Below are 25,921 nucleotides of genomic sequence, written 5' to 3' on the forward strand. Positions count from 1 at the left end.
TTTTTATAAATGACAAAAAGGAAATGTTTATGACATATTATGAAAATATTAGACAATTAACAAAAAAAGTTCCTATAGAATTAGTTGATTTTGAACAACTAAGAGATAAAGCAAGAACACCCACTCAAGCATCTTCAAATTTTATCACTAACAAAGAGCAGGGCGATTGGGCTGAAAATCTTATTATAAGAGCAATAAATGAAACTTCCAATTATTTCGTAGCAGTAAAATATGGTAAATCAGATGATTTAGTTGCAGGAGAAGATGGTTTTGATACTTTTTATCAAGAGTTTCAAAATGAGCTTGATGCCATTGGTAAAAGACCTGACTTACTAATTTTTCACAAAACTAATTTCGACACCAATTTAGGTTTTGATATTAGTCAAATTCCACATAATGAAATCACGGAATATGTAAAAAAAGCCATTGCAGGAATTGAAGTTCGTTCAAGTGCTTTTTTAATTGACCGATACGAAGAAGCGATGCAAGCAAGAACTGAAAAGTTTGTTCAAATTGCATTAGAAACAAAAAATAAAATACTTACTGAATTTTTAGATGTTTTACAACATCCTGCTAGAGAAAGCTACATTGAAATTTTAAAAAACATTAATATAAGAACTTTAAATGTAACAGATTTTAGAGTTCCTAGTTGGAGTTCATCGCCTCAGTTGATAGAAGTTAAGAATCTTTTTAAAGAATTAAAAACTGCTATAAAAGAGATTCAAAAAAGAGATTATCTTTCAATAACTCCAAAAGTTGAAGATATAAAAGTGGTTTACAAATGGATTGAAACTTTCAATGTTCCTCATTTTTATTTTCAAGTATTTTTCGACAAAGTTTATGGTATTTCATTTGAACAAATTTTGCAAATCATTTCAAATCCTGATAATGACGGTGTAGTATTTTCAGTTGAGACAGATACAAAAAATCAAAATAAAACAACTATAAAGATTAACTCAAAATCAGGTATCCAAATTGCTTCAAAAGTTGATGAACCCCTACATGAAAGCGTTAGAAAGGAGATGGATAGAGGCAGGTTATTATTTTATGTAACATTCAAAGGCGGGACTGCTTACCTTGATATAGAGAGTTTAAAAACAATTTTAGATATTCAAGATAATGATTTTTAATGATAACCAATAAACGTTATATTACTGATAACTCAATAGAAAATAGTTATTCAGAGTCAGTTTCAACTCTTCATCGTAAAGAGTTTGCACAATTTTTCACACCTTTTCCTATTGCGGATTTAATGGCAAAATGGATTTTAGGCAATGATAATCTAAAAACAATTTTAGAACCTGCTTTTGGACTCGGTGTATTTTCAAGGGCAATTTTAAACCGTAAGAAAGATGTCGAGATTAAGGGATTTGAGGTTGATTCAATTATCTTTAAAAATGCAAAACAGTATTTTAATAATACCAAAAATTGCAATCTGATATTACAAGATTATATGTATAATGATTGGAAAAATAAGTATGATGGAATTATTTGTAATCCTCCTTATTTTAAATTTCATGATTATGACAATAAAAATATTTTAAAAGAAATAGAAACAAATTTAAAATGCAAATTAAATGGTTTTACAAATCTTTACACACTTTTTTTATTAAAATCAATTCATCAATTAAGTCAAAATGGTCGTTGTGCTTATATCGTTCCTTCTGAGTTTTTAAATTCTGATTATGGCAAATTAGTAAAACAATATTTGATAAAAAGTAAAACATTAAGGCATATTATTGTTATTGATTTTGAAGAAAATATTTTTGATGATGCTTTAACGACTGCCTCAATTATACTCTGTGCAAATGATAATTTAACAGAGAAAGTGCAATTTAGTAATATTAAATCCATGCAAGATTTAAATAAAATAGACATACTTATTCGAGAATATCCAAACCTTTCAGATACAAAACAAGTTTATTTATTGTCAGATTTAAATCCAGATATTAAATGGAAAGCTTACTATCAAAAACAAAATAGCATAAATTTTAAAAACCTCGTTCCTTTTTCAACTTATGCAAAAGTAGTGCGTGGCATTGCTACAGGCTCAAATGGATATTTTACTTTCAATATATCAAAAGCAAAAGAGTATTCCATTGATGAACAAAATTTATTGCCTTGCATATGCAGTGCAAAAGATGTAAAAAATTCTTTTTTTACATCGCAAGATTTTGAAAAGTTAAAACTAAATGATAAAGCTATTTTTCTTTTTAATGCTCAAAATTTGAATGATAAAAATGTTGTATCTTATATTAAAAAAGGTGAAAGTGATAAAATAGATAAAAAGTATTTAACAGCGAGCAGAAAGCCTTGGCACTCAATTGAAAATAGACAACCGGCGCCAATTTGGGTTTCTGTGTTTAATAGAACAGGTTTGCGATTTATTAGAAATGAAGCAAATATTTCCAATTTGACTTCATTCCATTGTGTTTATTTAAAAGAATCTGATTTATTTTCTAAAGTAAATATTGATTTGCTTTTTGCTTATCTATTGAGCAATACGGCAAAACTTATTTTTACAGATCAAGCAAGAGAGTATGGAAACGGTTTGCAAAAGTTTGAGCCTAATGATCTAAACAAAGCACTTATGCTAAATATAAATCTGTTAGATAATGATTCTGTAAATAAAATTTTATATTTTTATAACTTATATAAACAAGGATTTGATTGTATCGGTGAAATCGATAAAATTTTAATAGAAAATTTCACCATTTCATCTTATCAATAAAAAAAATCAAGAAGAAAACAAATGAACTACATCGGCTCAAAACACAGACTTTCAGCTTTTTTAAAAAAGGAGATAAAAGCTGCCGTCGGCGGCTCTTTGGGCGATAAAGTCTTTTGCGATATGTTTGCGGGAACCGGAGTCGTAGGGCGAATTTTTAAACAACATGTCAAAAAGGTTATCAGCAATGATTTGGAGCATTACAGTTATGTGCTGAACAAAAACTATATACAAAACTCCGCAAAACTTTCGGATAAAGAGAGTTACATCAAAGAGCTAAACGAGTTGCCTCTGCGAGAAGGGTTTATTTACAGCCATTACTGTATGGGAAGCGGAAGCGGCAGGCAATATTTCAGCGATGATAACGGAAAAAAGATAGATGCCATAAGGACAAAAATAGAAGAGTTTAAAAGCACTAAAGAGATAAACAATGACATGTATTATTTTTTACTTGCTTCGCTTATCGAGAGTGCGGACAGAGTTGCAAATACAGCTTCAATGTACGCCGCATTTTTAAAAACCCTAAAAAAACCTGCACAAAGGAAGCTTATTTTAGAACCCGCAGAGTTTCAAGAAAGCCACAACAGACATGATGTCTATCAAGAAGACGGCAACTCTCTTATTAATAAGATACAAGGCGATATTCTCTATCTTGACCCGCCCTACAACCACAGACAATACGGTGCAAACTATCATATTTTAAACACGATAGCTCTTTATGACGACTTTGCGCCAAAGGGAAAAACAGGCATGAGAGTCTATAACCGCTCCGTGTATTGCAAAAAAAACAGAGTGCGAAAAAGTTTTGAAGAGCTTATAAAAAATGCAGACTTTAAGTATATCTTCTTGAGCTATAACAATGAGGGGATTATGAGCAAAGATGAGGTAAAATACATCATGTCAAAGTACGGAAAGTACGATTTAAAAGTAAAAGCATACAAAAAATTTAAGACCGATAAAAAGAGTATAAAACAAAAGTCGGATTTGACTTATGAGTACTTGCATATTTTACAAAAGGATTAGGGTTGATACTTTCTATTGAAAGCTCATGTGACGACAGCGCCATAGCAATTACCGAGATTGCTACAAAAAAGCTTATTTTCCACAAAAAAATATCTCAGGAGTTAGAGCATAGCATTTACGGCGGAGTTGTCCCTGAACTCGCAGCTAGGCTTCATGCAGAGGCTCTTCCTAAGATTTTAGAGGAGTGTAAACCATACTTTGCAGGTTTAAAAGCGGTTGCGGTTACTTCATCTCCTGGACTTGCGGTTACTCTAGTTGAGGGTGTAGTTATGGCAAAAGCTATCTCTATCGCACTTGGTATTCCCATCATCGGGGTAAATCATCTTATAGGCCATATATACTCGCTTTTTATAGAAAAAGAGACACAGTTTCCGCTTACCGTACTTTTGGTATCGGGCGGACATACGCAGGTTATGGAAGTAAAAAGCCTAGATGATATAAAGACGATCGCAAAAAGTATGGACGACAGCTTTGGAGAGAGCTTTGACAAAGTGGCAAAAATGATGAATCTGGGCTATCCGGGTGGACCGCTTATAGAGAAACTTGCAAAGGACGGAGACAGAAAAAGATATAACTTTACGGTTCCTCTTCATCAGTCTCCGCTTATCGCATTTTCATATTCGGGGCTAAAAAATTCGGTAAGGCTTGCCGTTGAAAAAGCCGATGAGAGTGACTACAGAGATATTGCCGCTTCGTTTGAGCATATCGCATCTGCTCATATTATCCAAAAACTTAAAAAATATTTTAAAGAAGTTCCTCCCAAAACCTTTGCCATAGTAGGGGGTGCAAGTGCAAATCTTTACCTTCGTTCTCAGATAGAAGAACTCTTAAAACCGTATAAGGCAGATTTACTTTTAAGTGAGTTAAAATATTGTTCGGACAATGCTGCGATGATTGGTCGGGTAGCAGTTGAGATGTATGATAAGAAGATGTTTAGTTCGTTGGATGATTTAGAAGTTTGTCCCAAAAGTGTCATTTAGCTTAAGAAGTTCTTAGCATAAAGCCCTTTTTTTCTAACTAAGAGTAAAATTATCCGATTTCAAATATACTGCTACATATAAAAAAATAAAACAAAACAAACAAAAGGAATTTAAATGGCAACTACAAAATTTAAAGGTACGCAAGTGCAACTCTTAGGAAATGAAGTTAATGTCGGTGATAAAGCGCCGGAGGTTACTGTTGTAAATTCAGACGGACTAGGTGACGTTGTAGTTGGCGGTGCTCAAGGGCATAAGCAGCTAATTATCGTTGTTCCTTCACTTGACACTGGTGTGTGTGCTGCTGAGACTCGTAACTTTAATGCAAGAGCATCTTCTTTAAAAGGTGTTAGACCGACTATAGTTTCTCTTGACCTTCCGTTTGCTGCGGGGCGTTTTTGTTCAACTGAAGGTATCACTAACCTAACTGTTACATCTGACTTTAGAAACAAAGATTTTGCTAATGCTTACGGTGTATTACTTGGCGGTTCAGTTCTTGCAGGTGTTACATGTAGAGCAATTTTTGCAGTAAATGAAGAAGGTATCGTAACTTATAAAGAGATTGTTCCTGAAATCACTGAAGAGCCAAACTACGATGCTGCAATCGCTGCAGTTAGCTAAATATTTTAATAATTTTCCTTCTTTCTTAAGGGCTTCGCGCCCTTTATTATTCAAGCCTACTTCCGATATAATTACCACATCTATTTAAAAGGTTTTTATTATGAAAAAGATTTTATATTCACTTACATGTATGTCTCTTTTAGCTTCTTGTGCTATGGCTGATTTTACGCGAGTTGAGGTGGGTACGGGAGCTTGGATGCAGACTCCAAATGGCAGTGCAACTTATACTGAGAGTGGAGCTAACGGAAGCTATGTATCGGCAAAAAAAGATAATACAAAGCCTTATATTTGGGCAATAATTAAACATCCTCTTCCTGCTCTTCCAAATTTAAGACTTGAATATGTAAGTATAGAGGACGATGGTACTGCAACTGGAAGATTTAAAGATTTTGATATCGGTGCTGTTACAACCTCACTCTCTTATGATATGAAACAGTACGATATTATTCCGTATTATAATATTTTGGATAACACTGGTTGGATTACTTTTGATTTAGGTTTGGATATTAAAATAGTCGATGCTTCATATACTGCCGCACCGTTAGTGCCGTTTACCGGATATAGCGATAGTGCAGTATTTCCGATACCGCTTCTGTATGCAAGAGCAAGAGTTGAAATTCCATCGACTGAAATAGGAGTAGAAGCCGATATAAAGTACATTACGACGGGTGATTCTACCGTGTATGATGTTAGAGCGAAAGTTGATTATACGTTTGATTTTGTTTCTGTTGTGAAACCTGCTTTGGAGGTAGGTTACAGAGTTCAAAAACTAGATATTGATGAGAGCAGTGTTGATGCAAAACTAGATATCGACTTTTCAGGTTTTTATGCAGGTTTGATGCTTCGTTTTTAAGCTTTTTAGTCCATCCATTTTCTTGGGTCGTAGCCGTCACTCGGTCTTACGACTCTCTCGTTTGATATTTTTTTAACCATTGTTATAACTTCGCTTTCATCAACAGGGCTTGTTTTTTGGGAGTTTTCAACTTCAACAAATCCGAATTTTTTAAAATAATTTACTGTTTTTTCACTGTTTAAAACACTAACACTTATTTGTTCAAAAATTGCTCCTGCTTCTAAAAAGAGCTGTTCAAGCATAGCAGAACCTATGCCTTTGTTTCTAAATTCAGGTTTTACTGCTATTGTAAGAATGGGTGTTGTCTCGTTCACAAAACCGTTTGCGTTATCATCTTTTTTTAACAATCTTATCCACACAGCACCTGCTATAGTATGCTCATCCAAAGCATAAAGCCCTAAATCTTTGGAAGATAAGGCGTAAAATCTGCTAAAGATTTCAAGTTGTGAAAAATCTTCAAGACTCTTGCCTAGCTCATCAAGACGGTAGGCATAGTGGAGCATGTCGGTTGCGATTTTTTGTTCGGATGATCTTAGAAAATATAGTATTGGTTTCATTGTGTTTTATATCAGACTAAGTCCGACTTTTCCTTTTTCTTCATCTATTGAGATTACCTCTATTTGCGGTAAATATTGGTTTAGCGAAAGAACTTCAAGCGGATGTGAGATTCTTGAACTGCTTATTTTTGAGATGTGAATCATGCCGTCATTTTTTAGTCCTATATCGACAAAAGCGCCAAAATCCGCGATATTTCTAACGACTCCCGAGACAAAACTTCCAACACGAAGCATCTTTATATCGGTTATGCCATCCTTAAACGGAATAGGCGGCAACTCTTCTCTGGGGTCAAAACCCGGTTTTTGCAGCTCTCTTATGATATCTTTTAAAGTTTCTACTCCGACATGTAACTCTTTTGCTTTTGCCTCTATATCTATATTTGCCAAATCAATGCCAATGAGTTTTTTTGCAACTTCATAGCTCTCAGGATGGATTCCGCTGTTATCAAATTGATTTTTTGCATCTTTTATGCGGATAAATCCAACAGCTTGTTCATAAGCTTTTTTGCCTAACCCTTTTACTTTTAAGAGTTGCTCTTTAGTCTTAAAAACGCCGTTTTCTTCTCTAAAAGCGATGATATTTTGGGCGATTTTTGCACCGATTCCCGCAACGTAAGATAGGAGTGAGGCAGATGCCGAGTTGATGTCAACGCCGACACGGTTAACCAAATCAACCGTTACGTCTGTGAGTTTTTTCTCCAAAAGCCTCTGGTCAACATCATGTTGATACTGTCCGATTCCTAAAGATTTTGGGTCAATTTTAACAAGTGCCGCCATCGGGTCTTGCAAGCGTTGAGCTATTTGTATTGCTCCTCTAATGGTTACGTCAAGGTTTGGATACTCTTGTGAGGCAATTTTTGAAGCAGAATAAACAGATGCCCCCGCTTCCGAGACAACCGTGTAGTTTAGCTTTGCATTTTCATCTTGGTTTAGACGTGCAAAAAACTCCTGTGTTTCGCGTGAGGCGGTTCCGTTTCCGATAGCTACACCCTTAATGTTGTACTTATTTGCAAGAAGAAGTACCTTGTTTTTGGAGTTTTCATAATCCCTCTGAGGCTCTGTAGGATAGATAACGCATGACTCAAGATATTTGCCGTTTTCATCAATTACCGCTAGTTTACACCCCGTTCTAAAAGCAGGGTCAACTCCTAAAATAACTCTTGAAGTAACAGGCGGAGTCATTAGAAGCTGGTTTAGATTTTTGCCAAAAACAGATATCGCCGCAGTGTCTGCTCTCTCTTTTAGCTCGGTATGAACTTCTCTCTCAAGTGACGGAAGCAGAAGTCTCATAAGACCGTCTTTGTAAGCCTCAAAAAGGAGTTCTTTTGAAGATGAAGCGTTGCGCGGGATTTTGTACTCTTTTATATTTGCTTCAATCTTTTGTATATCAAGCGTTATTTTTACGCTTAGCTCTTTGGCTTTTACCCCGCGCATAATTGCCAAATAGCGGTGAGACGGGATAAAAGCAACTTTTTCTGCTTTGCCGACAAAGTTCTTAAAGACTCCGTTTTCATCAAAGTTTTTTGTTTTTTTAACTTCTAAAACCCCATGGCGCAACATATTGTTTCTGATTGCTTCACGCTCTTTGGGCATATCTGAATAACGCTCTGCTAAAATATCCTGCGCCCCTTGTACGGCATAATCCACTGAAACAATATTGCCCTTTACAAACTCTTTTGCTTTTGATTTGAACTCGGCTTCGCTAAGTCGTGCTTTTTCTAAAATATCTGCAAGGGGTGTGAGTCCATTTTCAATGGCAGTTGCCGCACGAGAACTTTTTTTCTCTTTGTACGGGCGGTATATATCTTCTAAAATTCGCAGAGTGTCAGCTTCTTCTATGCTCTTTTTGATTGCTTCGGTTAAAGTCGCTCTCTCGGCAATCAGCCTTGATATCTCCTCTTTTCGCTCAAGCAGTTTTTTTGCGCTCACATAAATTGTCTCAAACTCACGAAGAACTTCATCATCGGCTCCACCGGTCATCTCTTTGCGGTAACGTGCTATAAAAGGAATGGTTGAACCCTCATCTAAAAGCTTTAAAATATTTTCTACATGTTCACGTTTAAGAGCTGTTTTTTTTGTTAGTAAATTTACTAGATTATTAATATTTTTTTCCTTCACACTCTATGAAATCTTTTTTGCTTAATTCTTCAACAAGTGTTTTAAAGTTTTTAAGCGCAAATAATTTAACATCCTCGCCTTTTAGTGCTTTTAGCTCATTTGAAAAACCGCTTTTTGAGACGATAACGCTTATGTCTGGGGTTAGCTCTGCTTGGTGGCACTGCTCATGTAGTTTACTCAGCTCACTCTTTTTTGCTTTTTGGTTTGAGTATTTACATGTACCCGCAACAATTTTTCCACTTTTTGTTTTTGCCAAAATATCTATCTGTGTATTTCTATCCCAGTAGCTTCCGATTTCAACTATAGGGTCATCTTTAAAACTCTTTTTTATAAGTTCATGTGAGAGTTTTAAAAACATAAGTTCATAAAACTCACTTTTACGATTGGCAAACGACTCTTTTGCCTCTTTAAAATCGCCATCTTTTATGGTTTTAAAATATGGAGATACAAAAGCAAACCAAAAACGCATAAAAGGGGTGTTGAAGTTTAGCTTTTCATCAATTTTATCTTCGGAGTTTGGCGGAGACTCTAGTGAATATTCGGCTTTTATAATGTTTTTGCTCTCAAGAGTCTCAATTGCTCTCTCGCCTTCTGCTCTTGAAATACGCGCTCTTTTTAATGCAGAGTGAACTCGTCCGTCTCCAACTGCTACGGCACTCAAAAGTGAGTGGCTTATTTTATCGCTTTGGGTTATCTTTGTAATATCGCCGTGAATATAAGTGTAGTTTTTTAAAACTTTGCTCTCTATAAGCTCTTCAAGATTTTTTGACATGTCAATACTCCAACTCATGCCGCCAAAAACCGCAAAATATTCTATAGCCCGTTCAATATCTTGAGGATTGTTTTGAAAGTAAAAAGAGCGAAACTGTTGCAATAGTGTTGTTTTTTTTGACATGTAAAAGCCTTGAAGTCATTTTTGAAATTATACTTCAATAAAAGAAAAATAGGGCTTTATCTCATACTAATGGTTTTAGCACTACAATCATATAAAAATTAGTAGCTAAATATTTTATTGGAACTCTTATATATGAATATGATTTTGTTATCCCTTCTCTTTTTTATTTTTGCAATCTTTACGATGAAGCACAAACAGAAGCATCCAAGAAGACTCTTTTTTGATGCTTCTGTATTTTTTATATATGGGCTATTTAGTATAATCTATTTTGTAGCGAGCTACTTTACGGGTGCAGGAATAAACGAGACCATTATTGCTACTTTAAATTTAGGACTAGGCGAAGCCGGATTTGAAGAGTATCTATTGCTTATTTTTGGTGCATTTTTTGCTTTTGTCACTCTTTTTGCGGCAGCTTTTTTTTACCATCGTCACTTAAGTAGCGTAGTAGCAGCAAAGCCGCAAAAAATAAAAGCTTTTTTGCATAACGGATTTTTGATTTTAGCTTTTTTAACTCATCCTGCTTTGAATAATTTTAAAAATCTTTTTTTAACTATGACTATGGAACAAGCAAATGATTTTTATGAATATTATAAAGTTCCCAATAATTCAAGCTCTAGCGTATATAAGAAGAATATAATTTTTTTATATGCAGAGAGTCTTGAGAGAACATATTTTGATGAAAATATTTTTCCTAATTTAATGCCCAATCTTAGAAAGCTTATACAAGATGAAAGCGGTATAGAATTTACAAATATTGTTCAAACTAGCGGAACAGACTACACAATCGCAGGTACTGTCTCTACTCAGTGCGGAATCCCTCTTTTTACAACTTCAGGCGGTAACTCTATGGAGGGAATAGATAAGTTTTATCCAAAGGCAGTGTGTATCGGAGATGTTCTAAAAAAAGAGGGCTACTATTTAAGTATGATGCAGGGAAGCAGTGTTAAATTTTCAGGTATTGACAAGTTTTACAAAACTCATGGTTTTGATAGTGTAATAGGAAGGGAAGAACTCTTAAAAGAAGTAAAAAACAAAAGATATGTTAACGGTTGGGGTTTATATGATGACACGCTTCTTGATATAGCATATAAAAAGTTTGAAAATTTATCCTCATCCAAAGAGAGGTTTGCTCTGTTTTCACACACTCTGGACACACATCATCCAAACGGACATCTATCCAACTCTTGTTCAAAAGATTTATATATGGATGGTTCTAATGAGATTTTAAACAGTGTTAAATGTGCGGATATTTTGATATCGGAGTTTATAAAAAAAGTCAAAAACTCAAAATATGCAGAGGACACGATTATTGTGGTTACATCCGATCATTTGGCTATGAAAAATACGGCATCGGACAAGCTTAACAAATCACAAAACAGAAAAAACCTTTTCGTTGTTTTTGAACCTAGTCAAAGTGAATATGAGTCGGTGGATAACATAGGAACCCCTTTTGATGTTGCGTCAACAGTTTTATCTTTTCTCAATATAAATACAGATTTGGGACTAGGCAGAAATCTAACGGAAAAAGAGTCTATTTATGGCTCATTTGATGATTTTGGCAAGAGATTAAATCAATGGAGAAAGGATATCCTTAGTTTTTGGAAATTTCCAAAGATGTCGGAGAGTTTTAAACCTAATTTTGAAAAGATGTCGGTAAGTGTCGGAGAAAATCACTATACGCTTCCTGTATTATTTAAGATTTTAGAAAACAATTTAGAGCCTTATTTTCAATTTAACAACGCTTGGAGGCTCTACGAACAGCTAGAACATTTCAGTAAGGATGATAGGTTTTTATGGATTGATGAGTGCAATCTTTTAAATTATATTTTTGATAACAATGCATCAGGTGAATATTGTGCGGTTGAGGGTGCAATCGGTTCTAGCTTTAGAGTTCAAGAACTTAATTTACCAACGGACTATAAAATAGATAGCCTTGGAAACGGTTTGAATAATAATTATGATAACCAAAAGATAATTGAAAATATCAATATGATAAAAAATAACGGATTAAGATACAGTGCCGCTATAAGCGATGCCATAATATTTAAAAAAGAGGGTTTTCCAAGCTTTTTAAAAAATGTAGAGGGTGTCTCATATCAAGATAAAGTCGGAAGATGGACTGACGCATGGTTGCATCCGAGTGCACTGCTAACATTTGTAAATCCGCTTCCTAAAAAATTTAAACTTGAAATAGTTTGCGGAGCATACGGCGAAAATGTAGGAAATGCGGTAAAGGTCATAGTAGGAGATAGTGAGAAGAAATTTATACCAAAACATAAAAATCCCAGAAAATATGTGCTTACGTTTGAGAATGTAAATAGCTCAAACACGATAGAGATAGTACCGCCAAAATCGTTTGTTTTAGAAGAAAAATTAGAGGGAAAAAATAAGAGAGAAGTCGGACTCTCTTTGGTGAGTTTAAAAATAATCAATCTTGAAGATAGATTTTAATTTTGTCCTCTTAAGATAGCCCTTTTTGTATTTTAGTTTAAACTATTCTAAAGTATCACTGATTCTTTTAGTGATATCTATCCCTTTTTCTTTAAGCTTATTACCTATTGTTACGATTTCATCTTTATACTTCTCGGACTCCATAAAGCCCTGATATGCGTCTATCTCTTTTTCATATACTCTTGCGGCAATATTTTCCATTTTACTAAATGTCGCTTCTAGTGCCTCTTCTAGCTCTTCTACCGTATCAAACACATCTGTCGTATCAATCATAAGACTCCTTTTTTAGATTTTAACATTAGTTTATTAATTTTTTGAAATTATACAAATTTTTTTAGTATAATCTAGTAAATTAACAAAAAAAGGAAAATGTATGAAAAGAATCAAGTTGTCGTCGCTGTTTTTAGGTGCAGTTTTATTTTTAAGCGTAGGTGCTGTAGCCGTAAATGCAGAGGCTATGAAGTGTGGTGCAGGAAAATGCGGGAGTTCAATGAAATCTCCAAAAGTTTGTGATGAAAAAAAATGCACAAAAGATAAAGACGGTAAGTGTACTTGCGGAGCCGATTGTAACTGTGAACATAAGAAGGAGTCTAAAAAAGCTCAAAACAAAGCTATGAAATGCGGTTCCGGTAAATGCGGAAGTTCAATGAAGGCTCCCGTAAACAACTAATTAAAAAACTGAATACGCTCTAAATATGTAATTTGAAATTATGAAGAGGTGTGTTATGAAAGTTAAACAAATATATCTGGAATTTTCCAGAATCAGTTCTTATTTGCAGTCGTTTGCACTGTTTTTTGCGAGGTTAACTATTGCTTACGGGTTTTATCAGCCTGCTATGAATAAGTGGGCAGATATAAACTCCGTAGCGGAGTGGTTTAGCTCTCTTGGAATACCGATGCCTTTGTTAAATGCGTATATGGCGGCAACAACAGAGATGACAGGTGTTGTTTTGCTTACTCTTGGATTTCTGACAAGAGTTATCTCTATACCTCTTATCGTTGTTATGATTGTTGCCATAGTTACAGTACACCTTCCAAACGGGTTTTCGGCAGGGGATAACGGTTTTGAAATACCGTTTTACTACATGTTGTTTTTACTCATTTTTTTATCGCATGGAGCAGGAAAGTTTAGTCTTGATGAAGTTATATTTAACAAAAAAAATCAGGTAGCTTAAGCTTAATATCACATTGCTTTTAAAAATTAGTTTTACTTATAAAGAATTAACTTATGTATAAGTTATATAATAACTTGAACTTATACACTAAAGGATAAAAAATGAGAAAGTTGAGTATGGCGGTTTTGTTTTTAGGTGCAGCACTTTTTACGGGTTTAGGTACTACGTCGTTGCTAGCTAAGTGTGACGGAAAAATGGAGATGAAAGAAAAATCTGCAAAATGTAGCGGTGAAAAGAAGATGATGGACAAATCTTCAAAGTGTGACGGAAAAATGAATATGATGGATAAATCTGCAAAATGTAGCGGTGAAAAGAAGATGATGGACAAATCGTCAAAATGTGACGGTAAAATGGATATGTCAAAAAAACCGTCTAAGTGCAGTTGATATTAAACAACATTAAAAGTTAAAACTCTTTTTGGGTTTTAACTTGAGACTGTTTTAAAAACTATTTTTTAAAAGAAGTATAATAAGAGATGATTTTCAAGTCCCGCAGAATTTTTTTAAAAAATAGTTTTCTTACTTCTGTTATATTTATAACATGTTCAGGCGAACTTTTTGCGGCAGTTACACCGATGCAGACAATTGCCCTCGTTCAAAAAGACCTATTTCCAGATACTCTTCATACCCCCCAAAGCAGCGATATAAACGCATCTTACTATCTCTATACAATTCTTAATCATTCTCGAGTTACAGATAAAACAAAATCTTTTATCAAAGACGGTGCAAAATGGCTAAATGAAGCATCTGTAGAAAAATACAAAAAAATCTATACAAAACTCTCGGCAAAAGAGCGGCAAAATATACTCAAAGAGATATCTCAGAACGGATGGGGCGAGAATTGGATTATAACAATAATGACATACCTGCTTGAAGCGATGCTCGGCGACCCGATTTACGGTGGAAATAAAAATCAAAGCGGCTGGAAATGGTTAAATCATACATCAGGACTTCCAAGACCGACAAAGGCTATTTTATGATGTATGACGTCTGTATAGTAGGAAGCGGAGCAGGCGGGGCACCCATTGCCTATGAACTCTCACGCGCCGGATATAAAGTAGTAGTTTTGGAAAAAGGTGCTAATTATAAAGAGGAAGATTTCAGTAAAGATGAGATTGGAGTCAGTAGAAGAGAACTTTTTACTCCTCTTTTAAAAGATGAACAACATGTAATAAATGAGCGGGATAAAGATGGTGTTACGACTAGATACAGTGGCGAAGAGAGCGGCTGGAGTTTTTGGAACGGCTCAATGGTTGGTGGGTCGTCAAATTTGATGAGCGGTTATTTTCATCGTCTAAAGCCTGATGATTTTAATCTTATGAGCAAATACGGAAAAATAGACGGTGCAAATATTGCTGACTGGCCTATAGCTTACGAAGATTTGGAGTCTTATTATACAAAAGTTGAAAAGGTTGTCGGAGTATCCGGGGATGTTGTAGAGCATAAATTTTTAGAGCCTCGTTCAACAAAAAATTTCCCCCATCCTATGCTTGAAGTCAACTCTGCGGCAAAGTGGTTTGACGCTACATGTAAAGCTCTAGGTTACGAGAGTATTCCTACACCGCGGGCTATTTTGCCTCATAATGCACTTAATAGAAAAGGGTGTTCATACTCAAATTTTTGCGGAAGCTACGGATGCTCAACAGGAGCAAAAGGGAGTGCCAGAGCCGCTCTACTTCAAAAATGTGATGCAAAAATAATAACAGACGCTTTTGTCTATAAACTTGATAGTGATGAGAAGAGAGTTACAAAGGCTTATTATTACAATAAAGAGTTAAAAAGCCATGTAATTGAGGCAAAAATATTTGTAGTTGCGGCGCAGGCGATAGAGAGTTCCAGACTTCTTTTAAACTCTAAAAACAGCTATTTTCCAAACGGTTTGACGAACAACAATGCTCAAGTAGGAAAGAATCTTATCTTCTCGGCAGGGGGAAGCGGAGAAGGACGTATGAGGTTTGAGACTCTAATTAAAAAACAGCAAGAAGAGTTGATGCAACCGGGACTTTTTTTTAACCGCTCTTTGCAGGAGTGGTACGAGTATGAGCAAGATGGCAAAAAATATAAAGGCGGAACGATAGACTTTTTATTTGAGCACTCAAACATTATAAGCCGCACGGCAAGAGAGATGTATGATGAAGAGGGCAATCTTATCTGGGGTACAAAACTTCAAGAAAAGATTCACAAAAATCTCACAACTTCAAGAGTTATAGTATTTGAGATTTTTAATGATTGGCTACCGAGTGATTATTGCAATGTAACGATAGATGAAACCGTAAAAGACAAATACGGTGTAAATGTGGCGGCAATAAATCTTTTTGGACATCCGCATGATATAAAAGTCGGCGAGTATCTATCAGAAAAAGCAAAGAGCGTTTTAAAAGATATGGGAGCGACTGAAATCTCCGTAAATATCTCATCAGACCCGCCTCCAAATCTAGTTGCAGGTGGATGTAGGTTTGGAGACGACCCAAAAACATCTGTACTTGATTCAAACTGCAAAGCACATGAATTGGATAATCTTTATGTAACGGATGCCTCTTTTATGCCCACAGGCGGGAGTGTTCCATATACATGGACGATATACGCAAACTCTTTTAGAGTAGCGGATGTAATTCTTAAAAAGTTAAAGTCTTAATCTTCAAGCGCTCTTATAATATGCTCAGGGAGTTTTTTGCTACTTGCTGCTCCTAGCTGTTCTAGTTTTTGAAACTGGCTTGTGATGCTTCCTGCTCCCGAGTGCATTTTTGAAAAAGTCTCATCGTAGGTTTTTTGAACGGTCGTTATCTGTTTTCCGAGTTTATCTACGCTCTCTAAAAAACCTGAAAATTTATCAAACAAAAGACCTGCTCTTTTTGCTATCTCCTGCGCATTTTGCTGCTGTTTTTCATATTTCCAGCTGTTTTCAACGGCGCGAAGCGAAACCATCAAGGTCGTAGGCCCGACTAAAATAACACTCTTTTTAAAAGCATGGTCAAACAGTGTAGAATCATACTCCATCGCCATAAGCAGCGCACTCTCTATAGGTACAAACATAAAGATAAAATCAAGTGTTTGGATACCTTTTAGATTTATATAATCCTTCTCGCTAAGCTCTTTTATATGCTTTTTAATAGAAGCAACATGTTCTATGGCAAAAAGCTCTTTATCTTTTTCATCTTCACATGAGACATACTGTTCGTAAGCTACAAGTGAAGTTTTTGCGTCAATTATAATATCTCTCGTATCTGGAAGATGAACAATAACATCTGGGCGGTAGCGGCTGTTATTGCTGTTATGTTCGAGTGTTACTTCACGCTTGTACTCAAGTCCAGGTCTAAGCCCTGATGTCTCAAGGACTCTCTCTAAAATCATCTCTCCCCAGACGCCCTGCTTTTTACTATCGCCCTTTAGTGCTTTTGTAAGGTTTTTTGCATCTTGACTCATCTGATGATTTATCTCTTTTATGCTTTTTATCTCCGCTTGAAGCATTGAACGCTCTTTTGCCTCTTTTATATAAACATCGTCTATCTGCTTTTTAAACTCGTTAAATTGCTCCCTCATCGGGTTTATCATCTTGCTTATATTTTCTTGGTTTTGAGCGGAGAATTTTTGTGAATTTGATTCTAGTATTTTGTCTGCAAGCTCTTTAAACTCAAGTCTCATCTGCTCTTTATTTTTTTCAAGCAGTTCAAATTTCTCTTGATTTTTTTCGTTTATGCCGTTTATGCGTTCATGTAAAACTGCATTTTCATTTAACAGACTTGAGGCTTTTTCAATTGTTTTATTAAGCGAATCTTTTAAACTTTTTACCGTCGTAATCCATACTCCAAAAGCACCGAACAATAGCCCTATTATCACATAAACAGCCTCAAATATTCCCATATATTCTCCAAAAAAACCATTGATGTATTGTAGCAGAAACAGAGTGTAAGTAGAAATATAATACAATTGCTCAATTATTATAAAAAAGGGAATTTTGCGTGGATAATATATATTTAGGACGTCAACCGATTCTTGATATAAGCGGAAATCTTGATTCTTATGAAGTTTTATACAGTCAAAAAGACAAAGCTAACAGTTACGGGGAGAATGATTTTATACCCGCGGCAATAATAAGCAATCTGTTAAATAAATTCGGCACAAATCAGGTTTTGGGTTCTCGCCGCGCACTTGTTAAAGTAGGCGAAAAATTTCTTCTAAGCGATATCATCTTTACGATACCGCGTGAATTTTTTATCTTTTCGCTCCTAGAAGAGATAGAGATGAGCCAGAGAGTCGTTGAGAGGCTTCAGCAGTTAAAAGAAAAAGGCTACGTATTGGCGCTTGATGAGATAAAAATCGATAGAAACACGATTACAAAGTATAAAGATGCATGGAATGAGATATCGTTTATAAAAATTAATCTTCATGCGGATTTTGTAAAAGATATGAGTTCTAAAAGTATTCTTACGACGATAAAAGCCAGAGGAATCAAGGTAATAGGTACGAAAATAGAGGATGAAAAAAGGTACGATACCGCTAAAGCTCTCGGATGCGTATTATTTCAGGGCTACTTCTTTTCAAAACCGAAAATTTTAGAAAACACAAAGTATGACCCGACAAGAGCAAATATTTTAAGACTATACAGTCTGTTGATGGAAGATACGAATATAGATGAGATAACTGCGGAGTTTGAGAGAAACCATGCACTGACAGTTCAGCTGTTACGCTATATAAATTCGGGAGCTTTTGAGTTTACAAACACTATATCTTCTATACACCATGTTTTAACGCTTGTAGGTAGAAAGCCTCTTGCGCAATGGCTTATGCTTATGATTTATGCAAAATCGGTTTCAAAAGAGAGTGATGTGTCTCCTATTATGCTTATGATAAAAAACCGTACTGAACTAATGGTTTCTATACTAAAAAAAGTAAAACACGACTCGGGGAGCAATACTCTGGGCAAAGCATATTTTGTAGGAGTTTTATCCTTGATAGATACGATTTTCAGTACGCCTCTTGTGAAAATTTTAAACAGTATGAATATAGAAGACGAAGTGCGAAACGCACTCTTAAAGGGAGAGGGTATTTTAGGAGAAATCTACATGTTGATTCGAGATGTTGAGCAGTTTAATACAAAAAGCGTAGCTCTTTTTGAAAAAAAGCATAATCTCCAAAGCGGTGTGCTTGATAATCTACTTTTAGAAAGTATGAGAAAAGTTACCGCATTTGAAAATGCACTCTCTTCATCTTCAACTAAGGATTCAACATGGATGCTGTAAAATTTTCAACACTTCCTCTCTCAAAAGAGATGCTCCATAATTTAGAGGAGATAGGCTATAAAGAGATGACGCCTATACAAACTCAGAGTTTGCCGCATATTTTAGAGGGCAAAGACGTAATAGCTCAGGCAAAAACGGGGAGCGGTAAAACAGCGGCGTTTGGTATAGGAGTGCTTCACAGACTACATGTAAAGAAGTTTCGAGTTCAGACGCTTATACTCTGTCCTACACGTGAGCTATCCGACCAGGTAGCAAAAGAGCTTCGTATGTTGGCGCGCTCAATTCACAATATCAAAATCTTGACTCTTTGCGGCGGAACTGCCTTTGGTCCGCAGTTAGGCTCACTTGCTCACGGTGCGCATATAGTTGTAGGAACACCGGGTAGAATTTTAAAACACCTAAAAAAGGAGTCGTTATCGCTTAGCGATATGGAGATTCTTGTTCTTGATGAAGCCGATAGAATGCTTGATATGGGCTTTAGCGAGGAGATAAACGAGGTTTTGGGTTTTGTGCCAAAGGAGAGACAAACACTTCTTTTTTCGGCTACTTACAACGATGAGATTTTAGACATAAGTGCCAAAATCCAAAAAGATGCTATAAGCATAAAAACGGTCTCTACCGAAGTCGCAAACAAAATTATTCAGCGTTTTTACGAGGTGGGTTACGGAGAAAAAACGGCGGCTCTTGTAAAGATATTTAGTAATTTTAAACCTCAAAATGCTATAGTTTTTTGCAATACGAAAGTTGAAGCAGATGAAATCGCAAAAACTCTTCAAGATAAAAAGATAGATGCTTTGGCGATTCACGGAGATTTGGAACAGTATGACAGAAACGACGTTCTGGTTCAATTTGCCAACAAAAGCTGTTGTGTTTTAGTGGCAACGGATGTGGCGGCAAGAGGGCTTGACATAAAAGAACTTTCAATGGTAGTCAACTATGATATCCCTCATTCAGAAGAGACTTACACTCATAGAATCGGACGAACAGGACGCGCTGGAGCCGAAGGATTGGCATTTACGCTTTATGAGCCGAACGAGGCAAGAGATGCAGATGAGTATAATAACGGTACTGCACTTTTTGAAGATGCATCTTTGTTAAAAATCGTAAACGGCTTTGAAATGAGACCAGAGAATATAACGCTTGTTATTGAGGGCGGTAAAAAAGACAAGATTCGTGCAGGAGATGTTTTAGGCGCACTTACGGGTGAAGCAGGGTTGCAAGGAAGCCAAATCGGTAAGATAGATATTTACGACAGACAGAGTTATGTGGCAATCAAAAGTGCTAAAATAGATGAAGCTTACGAGAAGCTCAAAAACGGAAAAATCAAGGGTAAAAAGTTCTCTGTGTGGATTCTTTAAAATATATAAAGCATTATCCTGAGGGTATAAAAAAGCAGGTGCTAGAGCTGATAAAAGAGAAAAAACTAGCAGAGCATATTCTTAAAAAATACCCCTCTTCACATGATAAAAAAACGGACAAAACACTCTTTAATTATGTGAACGAATTAAAAAATGCCCATATAAAAAATGCCCCTTCGCTTAGCAAAGTGGTATATGACGGAAAAATAAACGTTATTCACAATGCTTTGGGAACTCATCATTTTATCTCAAGGGTGCAAGGCGGCAAACTAAAGAGCAAAAATGAAATCCGTATAGCTTCTATGTTTAAAAATGTGCCTTTGGAATTTTTAGAGATGATAGTAGTGCATGAACTTGCCCACTTTAAAGAAAAAGAGCATAACAAAGCTTTTTATAAACTTTGTGAGTATATGCAGCCCTCTTACCATCAAGTAGAGTTTGATTTAAGACTCTATCTTACACATGTAGATATATTTGGAAAGATAGAGGAGTATAGTTAACTACACTGCTGTTTTTATTATTCAAAATCCGCAATTTTTTTGTCGTAATCATTTGTAATTTCGTCAAACTCATTTTGTATAATCTCCAAAAGCTCAAACATCTTCTCAACCTCTTTTTGCTCTAATGAGACAAGTTTTGAAAACTCTATTATTTTAAAGCTGTCTCCTTTGCTTGAAGCGTCAAGCAATTTTTTTTGATGAGAGGCTAAAAGCTCTTCTGATTTGATAATAGAAGCTTCAAGTTTCTCTATCTTTTTCTTCATAGGTGAGGTAAGCTTGCTTTTTTCTCTGATTAAATCGGCTTTTAGTTTTTTATTGTCTTTGAATGAAGTCTTTGGTTTTTGTTTAACTTTTTCCTCGCCGTCTTCCTCTTCCCAGCCCATTTTTTCTAAAAAGAGGTCATATCCGCCGTCAAAATATTCGGCACCGTTTCTTGTAAAGATGATAAGCCTGTCACATGTACGGCGAAGAAGCTCTTCGGAGTGGGTTACAATGATAACCGAGCCTTGAAAATCTTGAATTGCTACGGTTAGAGCTTCGATTGAGTCCATGTCTAAGTGATTTGTAGGCTCATCCAAAAAGAGAAGATTTACATCGCGAGCTAAAATCTGACCGAGCATTACACGGCTTTTTTCTCCACCTGATAGAAGAGATACTTTTTTGTCTGCACTGTCTCCGCTAAACATCATAGAACCCGCAATAGCACGTATGGTTTGAGCCGATAGTTTTGTGTTTGCCGAGTGAATTTCATCAAGCACTGTACTGCTTGGATGCAGCCTTGCAATGTTTGTTTGACCAAAGTGTGCAAAAGCGGTGCTTGGGTGCATGTGAATATCTCCGCTAAGCGGCTTTAGCTCTCCTGCGATATTGTTTAAAAGAGTTGATTTACCCTTACCGTTTTTACCTATAATACCTACGCGTTCGCCTTTTTGCAGTACAAAAGAGATATCCTTAAAAAGAATATTTTCAGGCGTATAGCCAAAGCTTAGATTTTTAACGTCAAGCAAAACTTTAGCAGGTGTCTCTTTGTAGTTAAAATTAAATTTCAAAGTCGAGTCATATCCCAAATCATCAAGCAAATCCATCTTTTCAAGTTGTTTTACTTTTGACTGAGCAAGAGCTGCCGTTGAAGCACGCGCTTTGTTGCGGGCGATAAAATCTTCAAGCTCTTTTACTTTTTTATCCTGTGCAATTTTTTGTTTTTCGTAAAGTTCGTCATTGGCTTGAAGCTGCTCGTAATATTTATGGGTATCTCCTTGAATTATTCTTAGATTTTTTCTCACTATTCCCATTGTATGAGTAGTGACGGCATCCATAAAATCTCTATCGTGAGTAATTAAAATAATCTCTCCTTCAAAAGCTTTTAAAAAAGTTTTCAGCCATCTAAGAGATAGAATATCAAGGTAGTTTGTAGGCTCATCCAAAAGAAGTAGATTCGGCTCTGTCACCAAAAGCTTTGCAAGGTTTATTCTTATTTGATATCCGCCTGAAAATGAAAGAGGACTCTTCTCCAAATCCTCTTGTGTAAATCCGAGACCAAAGAGAATCTTCTCGACTCTGTAAATATCATATTTCATATCTTCTTCAAGTGCCAGCGCTGCTTCTTCTCTAAGCGTTTCCTCGCTAAACTCAAGATACTGCTTAAGCGCGCCTATTTTATATCCGCGAGGGATAATTACTTCTCCGCTATCGGGTGTTTCTTCGCCTAAAATAAGCTTAAAAAGCGTTGACTTTCCACTTCCGTTGCGACCTACTAGACCTACTTTGTTGCCTGAGTTTAGCTTAAAGTTTAGATTACTAAAAAGCTCTTGTTTGCCGAAATTTTTTGAGATATTTGTGAGTTGTATCATAGAGTTCTTTCAATTGATTTAATTGCCGTATTATAACTCTTTTACCTTCTATATGGTAAATATAACTAAATACAATATTAGGTAAATTTGTGATATAGTATTTGAAACTTAAATGTTGTGTCTCCTTAAAAAAAGTGTTGAATTATAAAAACTAACTTGCTATGAAGAGGTGAATAATGAGTCAAAGAGTTGCAATAATAGACGGTCTTAGAACCCCGATAGCCAAAGCTTCGGGTAAATTAAAGGATTTGCGTGCCGACTTGCTGGGTGCGCATATAGTCAAAGAGGTTGTTCTTAGAACGGGTATAGATTTTGACATGTACGATGAGGTAATAATCGGCAATGTCGGGCAGCCCTCAGATGCCGTAAACATTGCGCGTGTCATAGCTCTAAGGGCAGGTTTTAGCGATAAAACGTCGGCTTACACGGTTCATAGAAACTGCGCATCCGGAATGGAGTCGATCACTACGGCTGCTAGTAAAATTCTATCGGGTCACGGAGAGATTTATCTAGCAGGCGGAGCGGAGTCGATGAGTAATCTTCCTCTTCTTTTTACCAAAGGGATGTCAGATATCATTGAAGCGATGCTTCGTTCAAAATCACTTATAGATAAAATAAAAACTCTCTCACGCTTTACTCCCTCGTATTTAAAACCTATCGTCGGACTTATGCAGGGTTTAACCGACCCTCTCTCAGGGCTTATTATGGGCTCAACCGCCGAAATATTGGCTCAAGACTTCGGCATAAGCAGAGCAGAGCAGGATTATTTTGCACTTGCTTCACATCAAAAAGCAGAACGCGCCCAAAAAGAGGGTATCTTTGCGCAAGAAATAGCACCTATTGTATATGACGCAAAAAACGGACTTATTATGAGCGATGACGACGGTATTCGTTATGCTCAGAGTATTGAAGCTTTAACAAGGTTAAAACCCTTCTTTGATAAGAGAAACGGAACTGTTACTGCAGGTAACTCTGCCCAAATTTCCGATGCGGCGGCGGCGGTTGTTTTGATGAGTGAATCAAAGGCAAAAGAGATGGGCTTAACTCCGCTTGGATATTTAAGAGAGTATGCTTATGCAGGTCTTGAACCTGCTAGAATGGGGCTTGGACCTGCGTATTCTACTGCAAAGATTTTAGAAATGACAAAAATGAAGATGAGTGATTTTGAGCTAATTGAGCTAAATGAAGCTTTTGCATCGCAGGTTTTAGCAAACATGGCTGCATTTGAGTCGAAAAAATATGCACAGACTCATCTTGGCAGAGATGAAGCTTTGGGTGCAATCGATACAAATATACTAAATGTTAACGGCGGAGGAATTGCACTCGGACACCCGGTAGGAATGACTGGTACACGGCTTGTTATTCACACACTAAAAGAGTTGCGCCGCAGAAATAAAAATGTAGGTTTAGCAACGCTGTGCATTGGTGGCGGACAGGGTGCATCTTTAATACTGGAGGTAGAATAATGAGTGCTTTTAGCTTACATGTAGAAAATAAAATAGCTACTTTATTGTTTGATATGCCAAACTCTAGCGTTAATCTTCTCTCAATATCGGTTATGAGGGAACTTGAAGCTAAACTTGATGAGTTGAAGAATCGCAAAGACATAGATATAATGCTCTTTAAAAGCGCTAAAGAGGGTGTTTTTATAGCAGGAGCCGATATATCTGAGATAGAGTCTCTTACAGACGAACAGACCTCGCATGATGTAGTTAGAAACGGACAGATTATTCTATCAAAAATCAGAGTGTTGCCTTTTTATACTGTTGCAGTTATTAACGGAGCTTGTCTTGGAGGCGGCTTTGAGTTAGCTCTTAACTGTGATTATCGCATAGCAACACAGAATCCCAAAACCAAAATAGGTCTTCCTGAAGTTAATTTGGGGGTTTTACCCGGATTTGGCGGAACGCAAAATCTAAAACATCTTATCGGCAAACAAAAAGCACTTGAGCTTATACTTGGTGCTAAACTTATTAACGGCTTAAAAGCCCAAAAACTTAAAATGGTTGACTCTTGTGTACCGGAAGGTTATTTGGAGTTTAAGCTAGAGAGTTTTATAAAAGCTATTTTAGATGATAAAGAGCGTGCTAAAATAGATGCAACGCGTTACAAGATGAATCTGCTTGAGAGGTTCGCTCCATCACTTATCTATAAGTTTGCTCTTAAAGAGGTTATGAAAAAGACAAAAGGACGTTATCCTGCACCGCTAGAGGTAATAGAGCTGTTTAAAAAAACGGAGAAGATTCCGCTAAACGAGGCGCTTTCTTTGGAGGCTTACGCTTTTGCAAGACTTTGCGTTAGCAATGTTTCAAAAAATCTAATTTCTATTTTTTTTGCTTCCGAGAGGTTAAAGCATGACACCTTTGTCGAAAAAGAGGTGCTGCCTCTTGATGTACATGACATCTCAGTTATAGGTTCTGGCGTAATGGGCGGAGGTATAGTGTGGCTTTTTAGTAAAATTGATAAAGCCGTTAGATTAAAGGGGCGAAGTTACGATTCTATTGCAGAGTCGTTTAAGTCGATTAGTAAGTTTTATGATGATGTTTTAAAGAGAGGGCGGATAACTAAGCGCGAAGTTGAGTTAAAAATAGGGCATATAAGTTATACGGATAAATATAACGGATTTAATAATATTGATTTGGTAGTCGAAGCGGTTGTTGAAAACATAGAGACTAAAAAAGATGTTTATAAAGATTTGGAGAGTGTAGTAAATGAGAAGTGCATTATAGCCTCAAACACTTCATCGCTATCTATTTCGATGTTAGCTGAGGGTATGAAAAAGCCTGAACGTTTTATCGGAATGCATTTTTTTAATCCCGTGCCACGTATGCCGCTTGTTGAGGTTATTGCAGGAGAAAAAACTTCCAATCAAACAATTGCAACTGTAGTTAAATTGGCACGAGATGCAGGTAAAACTGCTATTTTAGTCGGAGATTGCGCAGGTTTTTTAGTAAACCGAATTCTTATAACATATATAAATGAATCTGTTAGGATGTTTAGAGAGGGTGCTAGTATTTTGCTTATAGATGAAACCATAGAGGAGTTCGGCATGCCGATGGGTCCTTTTTCTCTTGCAGATGAGGTGGGACTTGACGTCGGGTATAAAGTATCAAAGGTATTAGAAGAGGCATACGGCGAGAGGATGAAGGTAGCGCCTATTTTGGAAGAGGTTATAAATATGAAACTTATAGGCAAAAAAAATAAAAAAGGTTTTTATACTTATAGCGGCAAAGAAAAAGAGATAAACAAAGAGGTAACTGCCATTCAGCCTCGCTCAAGAGCTTACAGCAAACCTGAAATTATAGATAGAGCAATGATGATAATGATAAATGAAGCAGCCAGAGCTTTGGAAGAGAACATCGTAAAAGATGCCTCGCAGCTTGATATGGCAATGATAATGGGAACAGGATTTCCTCCGTTTCGCGGCGGATTGCTTAAATATGCCGACTCACTTGGAATAGAAAAGGTTTATATCTCTTTGGTAGGTTTAGAAGAGAAATACGGAAAAAGATTTGAACCGTGTGAGCTGATTGTAAATATGGCAGCAAATAATGAAGCATTTTATAAAGGATAATT

The 25,921-nt window shown here is 36.2% G+C and carries 23 protein-coding genes; 17 read left to right on the plus strand and 6 right to left on the minus strand.

Annotated elements, in window-relative coordinates; genetic code table 11:
- The first annotated feature begins 29 nt into the window (after positions 1 to 29).
- The 6 genes from A2530_RS08830 to A2530_RS08855 all read left to right on the plus strand — a co-directional run bounded on the left by A2530_RS08830 (position 30) and on the right by A2530_RS08855 (position 6,202).
- The gene (locus A2530_RS08830; RefSeq protein WP_294882997.1) at positions 30 to 1,130 is read left to right on the plus strand and encodes an AccI family restriction endonuclease; all 1,101 of its coding nucleotides are present in this window, start codon (positions 30 to 32) and stop codon (positions 1,128 to 1,130) included.
- Positions 1,130 to 2,731 (plus strand): Eco57I restriction-modification methylase domain-containing protein, encoded by a 1,602-nt coding sequence (locus tag A2530_RS08835; protein WP_294882995.1) that lies wholly within the window; start codon positions 1,130 to 1,132, stop codon positions 2,729 to 2,731. Before A2530_RS08830 ends, A2530_RS08835 begins: the two co-directional genes overlap by 1 nt.
- A gap of 21 nt (positions 2,732 to 2,752) precedes the next feature.
- The gene (locus A2530_RS08840) at positions 2,753 to 3,751 is read left to right on the plus strand and encodes a DNA adenine methylase (RefSeq protein WP_294882993.1); all 999 of its coding nucleotides are present in this window, start codon (positions 2,753 to 2,755) and stop codon (positions 3,749 to 3,751) included.
- Between the two features lie 2 nt (positions 3,752 to 3,753).
- Positions 3,754 to 4,731 carry a tRNA (adenosine(37)-N6)-threonylcarbamoyltransferase complex transferase subunit TsaD gene (tsaD, locus tag A2530_RS08845; protein ID WP_294882990.1) on the plus strand — a complete coding sequence of 326 codons (978 nt, stop codon included), beginning with the start codon at positions 3,754 to 3,756 and terminating at the stop codon, positions 4,729 to 4,731.
- Between the two features lie 114 nt (positions 4,732 to 4,845).
- On the plus strand, positions 4,846 to 5,349 hold the full coding sequence (gene tpx / locus A2530_RS08850) for a thiol peroxidase (protein ID WP_294882988.1): 504 nt from the start codon (positions 4,846 to 4,848) through the stop codon (positions 5,347 to 5,349).
- A gap of 100 nt (positions 5,350 to 5,449) precedes the next feature.
- Positions 5,450 to 6,202, plus strand: coding sequence for a TIGR04219 family outer membrane beta-barrel protein (locus A2530_RS08855; protein WP_294882985.1), 753 nt, complete (start codon positions 5,450 to 5,452; stop codon positions 6,200 to 6,202).
- A gap of 5 nt (positions 6,203 to 6,207) precedes the next feature.
- Here the strand turns inward: A2530_RS08855 and A2530_RS08860 are convergent, their stop codons facing one another.
- Genes A2530_RS08860 through A2530_RS08870 form a run of 3 tightly spaced genes read right to left on the minus strand, consistent with a single transcriptional unit; the run spans position 6,208 to position 9,772 of the window.
- The gene (locus tag A2530_RS08860; protein WP_294882982.1) at positions 6,208 to 6,759 is read right to left on the minus strand and encodes a GNAT family N-acetyltransferase; all 552 of its coding nucleotides are present in this window, start codon (positions 6,757 to 6,759) and stop codon (positions 6,208 to 6,210) included.
- Positions 6,760 to 6,765: 6 nt separating this feature from the next.
- Positions 6,766 to 8,862 (minus strand): Tex-like N-terminal domain-containing protein, encoded by a 2,097-nt coding sequence (locus A2530_RS08865; RefSeq protein WP_294883481.1) that lies wholly within the window; start codon positions 8,860 to 8,862, stop codon positions 6,766 to 6,768.
- Positions 8,858 to 9,772, minus strand: a complete 915-nt coding sequence (locus A2530_RS08870; protein WP_294882980.1) for a DUF234 domain-containing protein — start codon at positions 9,770 to 9,772, stop codon at positions 8,858 to 8,860. The genes A2530_RS08865 and A2530_RS08870 overlap by 5 nt, the downstream gene beginning before the upstream one ends.
- 132 nt (positions 9,773 to 9,904) lie before the next feature.
- Between A2530_RS08870 and opgB the strand changes: the two genes are divergently transcribed.
- On the plus strand, positions 9,905 to 12,223 hold the full coding sequence (gene opgB / locus A2530_RS08875) for a phosphatidylglycerol--membrane-oligosaccharide glycerophosphotransferase (protein WP_294882977.1): 2,319 nt from the start codon (positions 9,905 to 9,907) through the stop codon (positions 12,221 to 12,223).
- Between the two features lie 42 nt (positions 12,224 to 12,265).
- On the opposite strand, the gene A2530_RS08880 is transcribed toward opgB, so the two are convergent.
- Positions 12,266 to 12,496, minus strand: coding sequence for a hypothetical protein (locus A2530_RS08880; RefSeq protein WP_294882974.1), 231 nt, complete (start codon positions 12,494 to 12,496; stop codon positions 12,266 to 12,268).
- A gap of 100 nt (positions 12,497 to 12,596) precedes the next feature.
- Here A2530_RS08880 and A2530_RS08885 point away from each other — a divergent pair, with 100 nt between their 5' ends.
- From A2530_RS08885 to A2530_RS08905, 5 genes are all read left to right on the plus strand, one after another.
- Complete coding sequence (locus A2530_RS08885; protein WP_294882973.1) at positions 12,597 to 12,893, plus strand: hypothetical protein; 297 nt, start codon at positions 12,597 to 12,599, stop codon at positions 12,891 to 12,893.
- 55 nt (positions 12,894 to 12,948) lie between these two features.
- Entirely contained in the window at positions 12,949 to 13,398 is a 450-nt protein-coding gene (locus tag A2530_RS08890; RefSeq protein WP_294882972.1) for a DoxX family protein, read from the plus strand.
- Between the two features lie 101 nt (positions 13,399 to 13,499).
- Complete coding sequence (locus A2530_RS08895; RefSeq protein WP_294882971.1) at positions 13,500 to 13,784, plus strand: hypothetical protein; 285 nt, start codon at positions 13,500 to 13,502, stop codon at positions 13,782 to 13,784.
- 89 nt (positions 13,785 to 13,873) lie between these two features.
- Positions 13,874 to 14,377 carry a gluconate 2-dehydrogenase subunit 3 family protein gene (locus A2530_RS08900; RefSeq protein WP_294882970.1) on the plus strand — a complete coding sequence of 168 codons (504 nt, stop codon included), beginning with the start codon at positions 13,874 to 13,876 and terminating at the stop codon, positions 14,375 to 14,377.
- Entirely contained in the window at positions 14,374 to 16,032 is a 1,659-nt protein-coding gene (locus A2530_RS08905) for a GMC family oxidoreductase (protein ID WP_294882969.1), read from the plus strand. The genes A2530_RS08900 and A2530_RS08905 overlap by 4 nt, the downstream gene beginning before the upstream one ends.
- Here the strand turns inward: A2530_RS08905 and A2530_RS08910 are convergent.
- On the minus strand, positions 16,029 to 17,258 hold the full coding sequence (locus A2530_RS08910) for a DNA recombination protein RmuC (RefSeq protein ID WP_294882967.1): 1,230 nt from the start codon (positions 17,256 to 17,258) through the stop codon (positions 16,029 to 16,031). The genes A2530_RS08905 and A2530_RS08910 overlap by 4 nt on opposite strands.
- Before the next feature lie 98 nt (positions 17,259 to 17,356).
- Here A2530_RS08910 and A2530_RS08915 point away from each other — a divergent pair, with 98 nt between their 5' ends.
- From A2530_RS08915 to A2530_RS08925, 3 genes are read left to right on the plus strand one after another with little or no spacing between them, the layout of a single operon-like run.
- Positions 17,357 to 18,637 carry an EAL domain-containing protein gene (locus tag A2530_RS08915; RefSeq protein WP_294882965.1) on the plus strand — a complete coding sequence of 427 codons (1,281 nt, stop codon included), beginning with the start codon at positions 17,357 to 17,359 and terminating at the stop codon, positions 18,635 to 18,637.
- The gene (gene dbpA, locus A2530_RS08920; RefSeq protein ID WP_294882962.1) at positions 18,625 to 19,995 is read left to right on the plus strand and encodes an ATP-dependent RNA helicase DbpA; all 1,371 of its coding nucleotides are present in this window, start codon (positions 18,625 to 18,627) and stop codon (positions 19,993 to 19,995) included. Before A2530_RS08915 ends, dbpA begins: the two co-directional genes overlap by 13 nt.
- Positions 19,983 to 20,495 carry a YgjP-like metallopeptidase domain-containing protein gene (locus tag A2530_RS08925; protein ID WP_294882959.1) on the plus strand — a complete coding sequence of 171 codons (513 nt, stop codon included), beginning with the start codon at positions 19,983 to 19,985 and terminating at the stop codon, positions 20,493 to 20,495. Before dbpA ends, A2530_RS08925 begins: the two co-directional genes overlap by 13 nt.
- A 17-nt stretch (positions 20,496 to 20,512) precedes the next feature.
- Here the strand turns inward: A2530_RS08925 and A2530_RS08930 are convergent, their stop codons facing one another.
- Positions 20,513 to 22,345 (minus strand): ABC-F family ATP-binding cassette domain-containing protein, encoded by a 1,833-nt coding sequence (locus A2530_RS08930; RefSeq protein ID WP_294882957.1) that lies wholly within the window; start codon positions 22,343 to 22,345, stop codon positions 20,513 to 20,515.
- Between the two features lie 176 nt (positions 22,346 to 22,521).
- On the opposite strand from A2530_RS08930, the gene A2530_RS08935 reads away from it, so the two are divergent.
- Together A2530_RS08935 and A2530_RS08940 are read left to right on the plus strand one after the other, a co-directional pair.
- Complete coding sequence (locus A2530_RS08935; RefSeq protein ID WP_294882956.1) at positions 22,522 to 23,811, plus strand: thiolase family protein; 1,290 nt, start codon at positions 22,522 to 22,524, stop codon at positions 23,809 to 23,811.
- Positions 23,811 to 25,919, plus strand: coding sequence for a 3-hydroxyacyl-CoA dehydrogenase NAD-binding domain-containing protein (locus A2530_RS08940; protein ID WP_294882953.1), 2,109 nt, complete (start codon positions 23,811 to 23,813; stop codon positions 25,917 to 25,919). Before A2530_RS08935 ends, A2530_RS08940 begins: the two co-directional genes overlap by 1 nt.
- Positions 25,920 to 25,921 lie beyond the last annotated feature (2 nt).

Origin of the sequence: Sulfurimonas sp. RIFOXYD2_FULL_34_21 (genome assembly GCF_001830805.1) — a bacterium.
Lineage (GTDB): Bacteria > Campylobacterota > Campylobacteria > Campylobacterales > Sulfurimonadaceae > Sulfurimonas.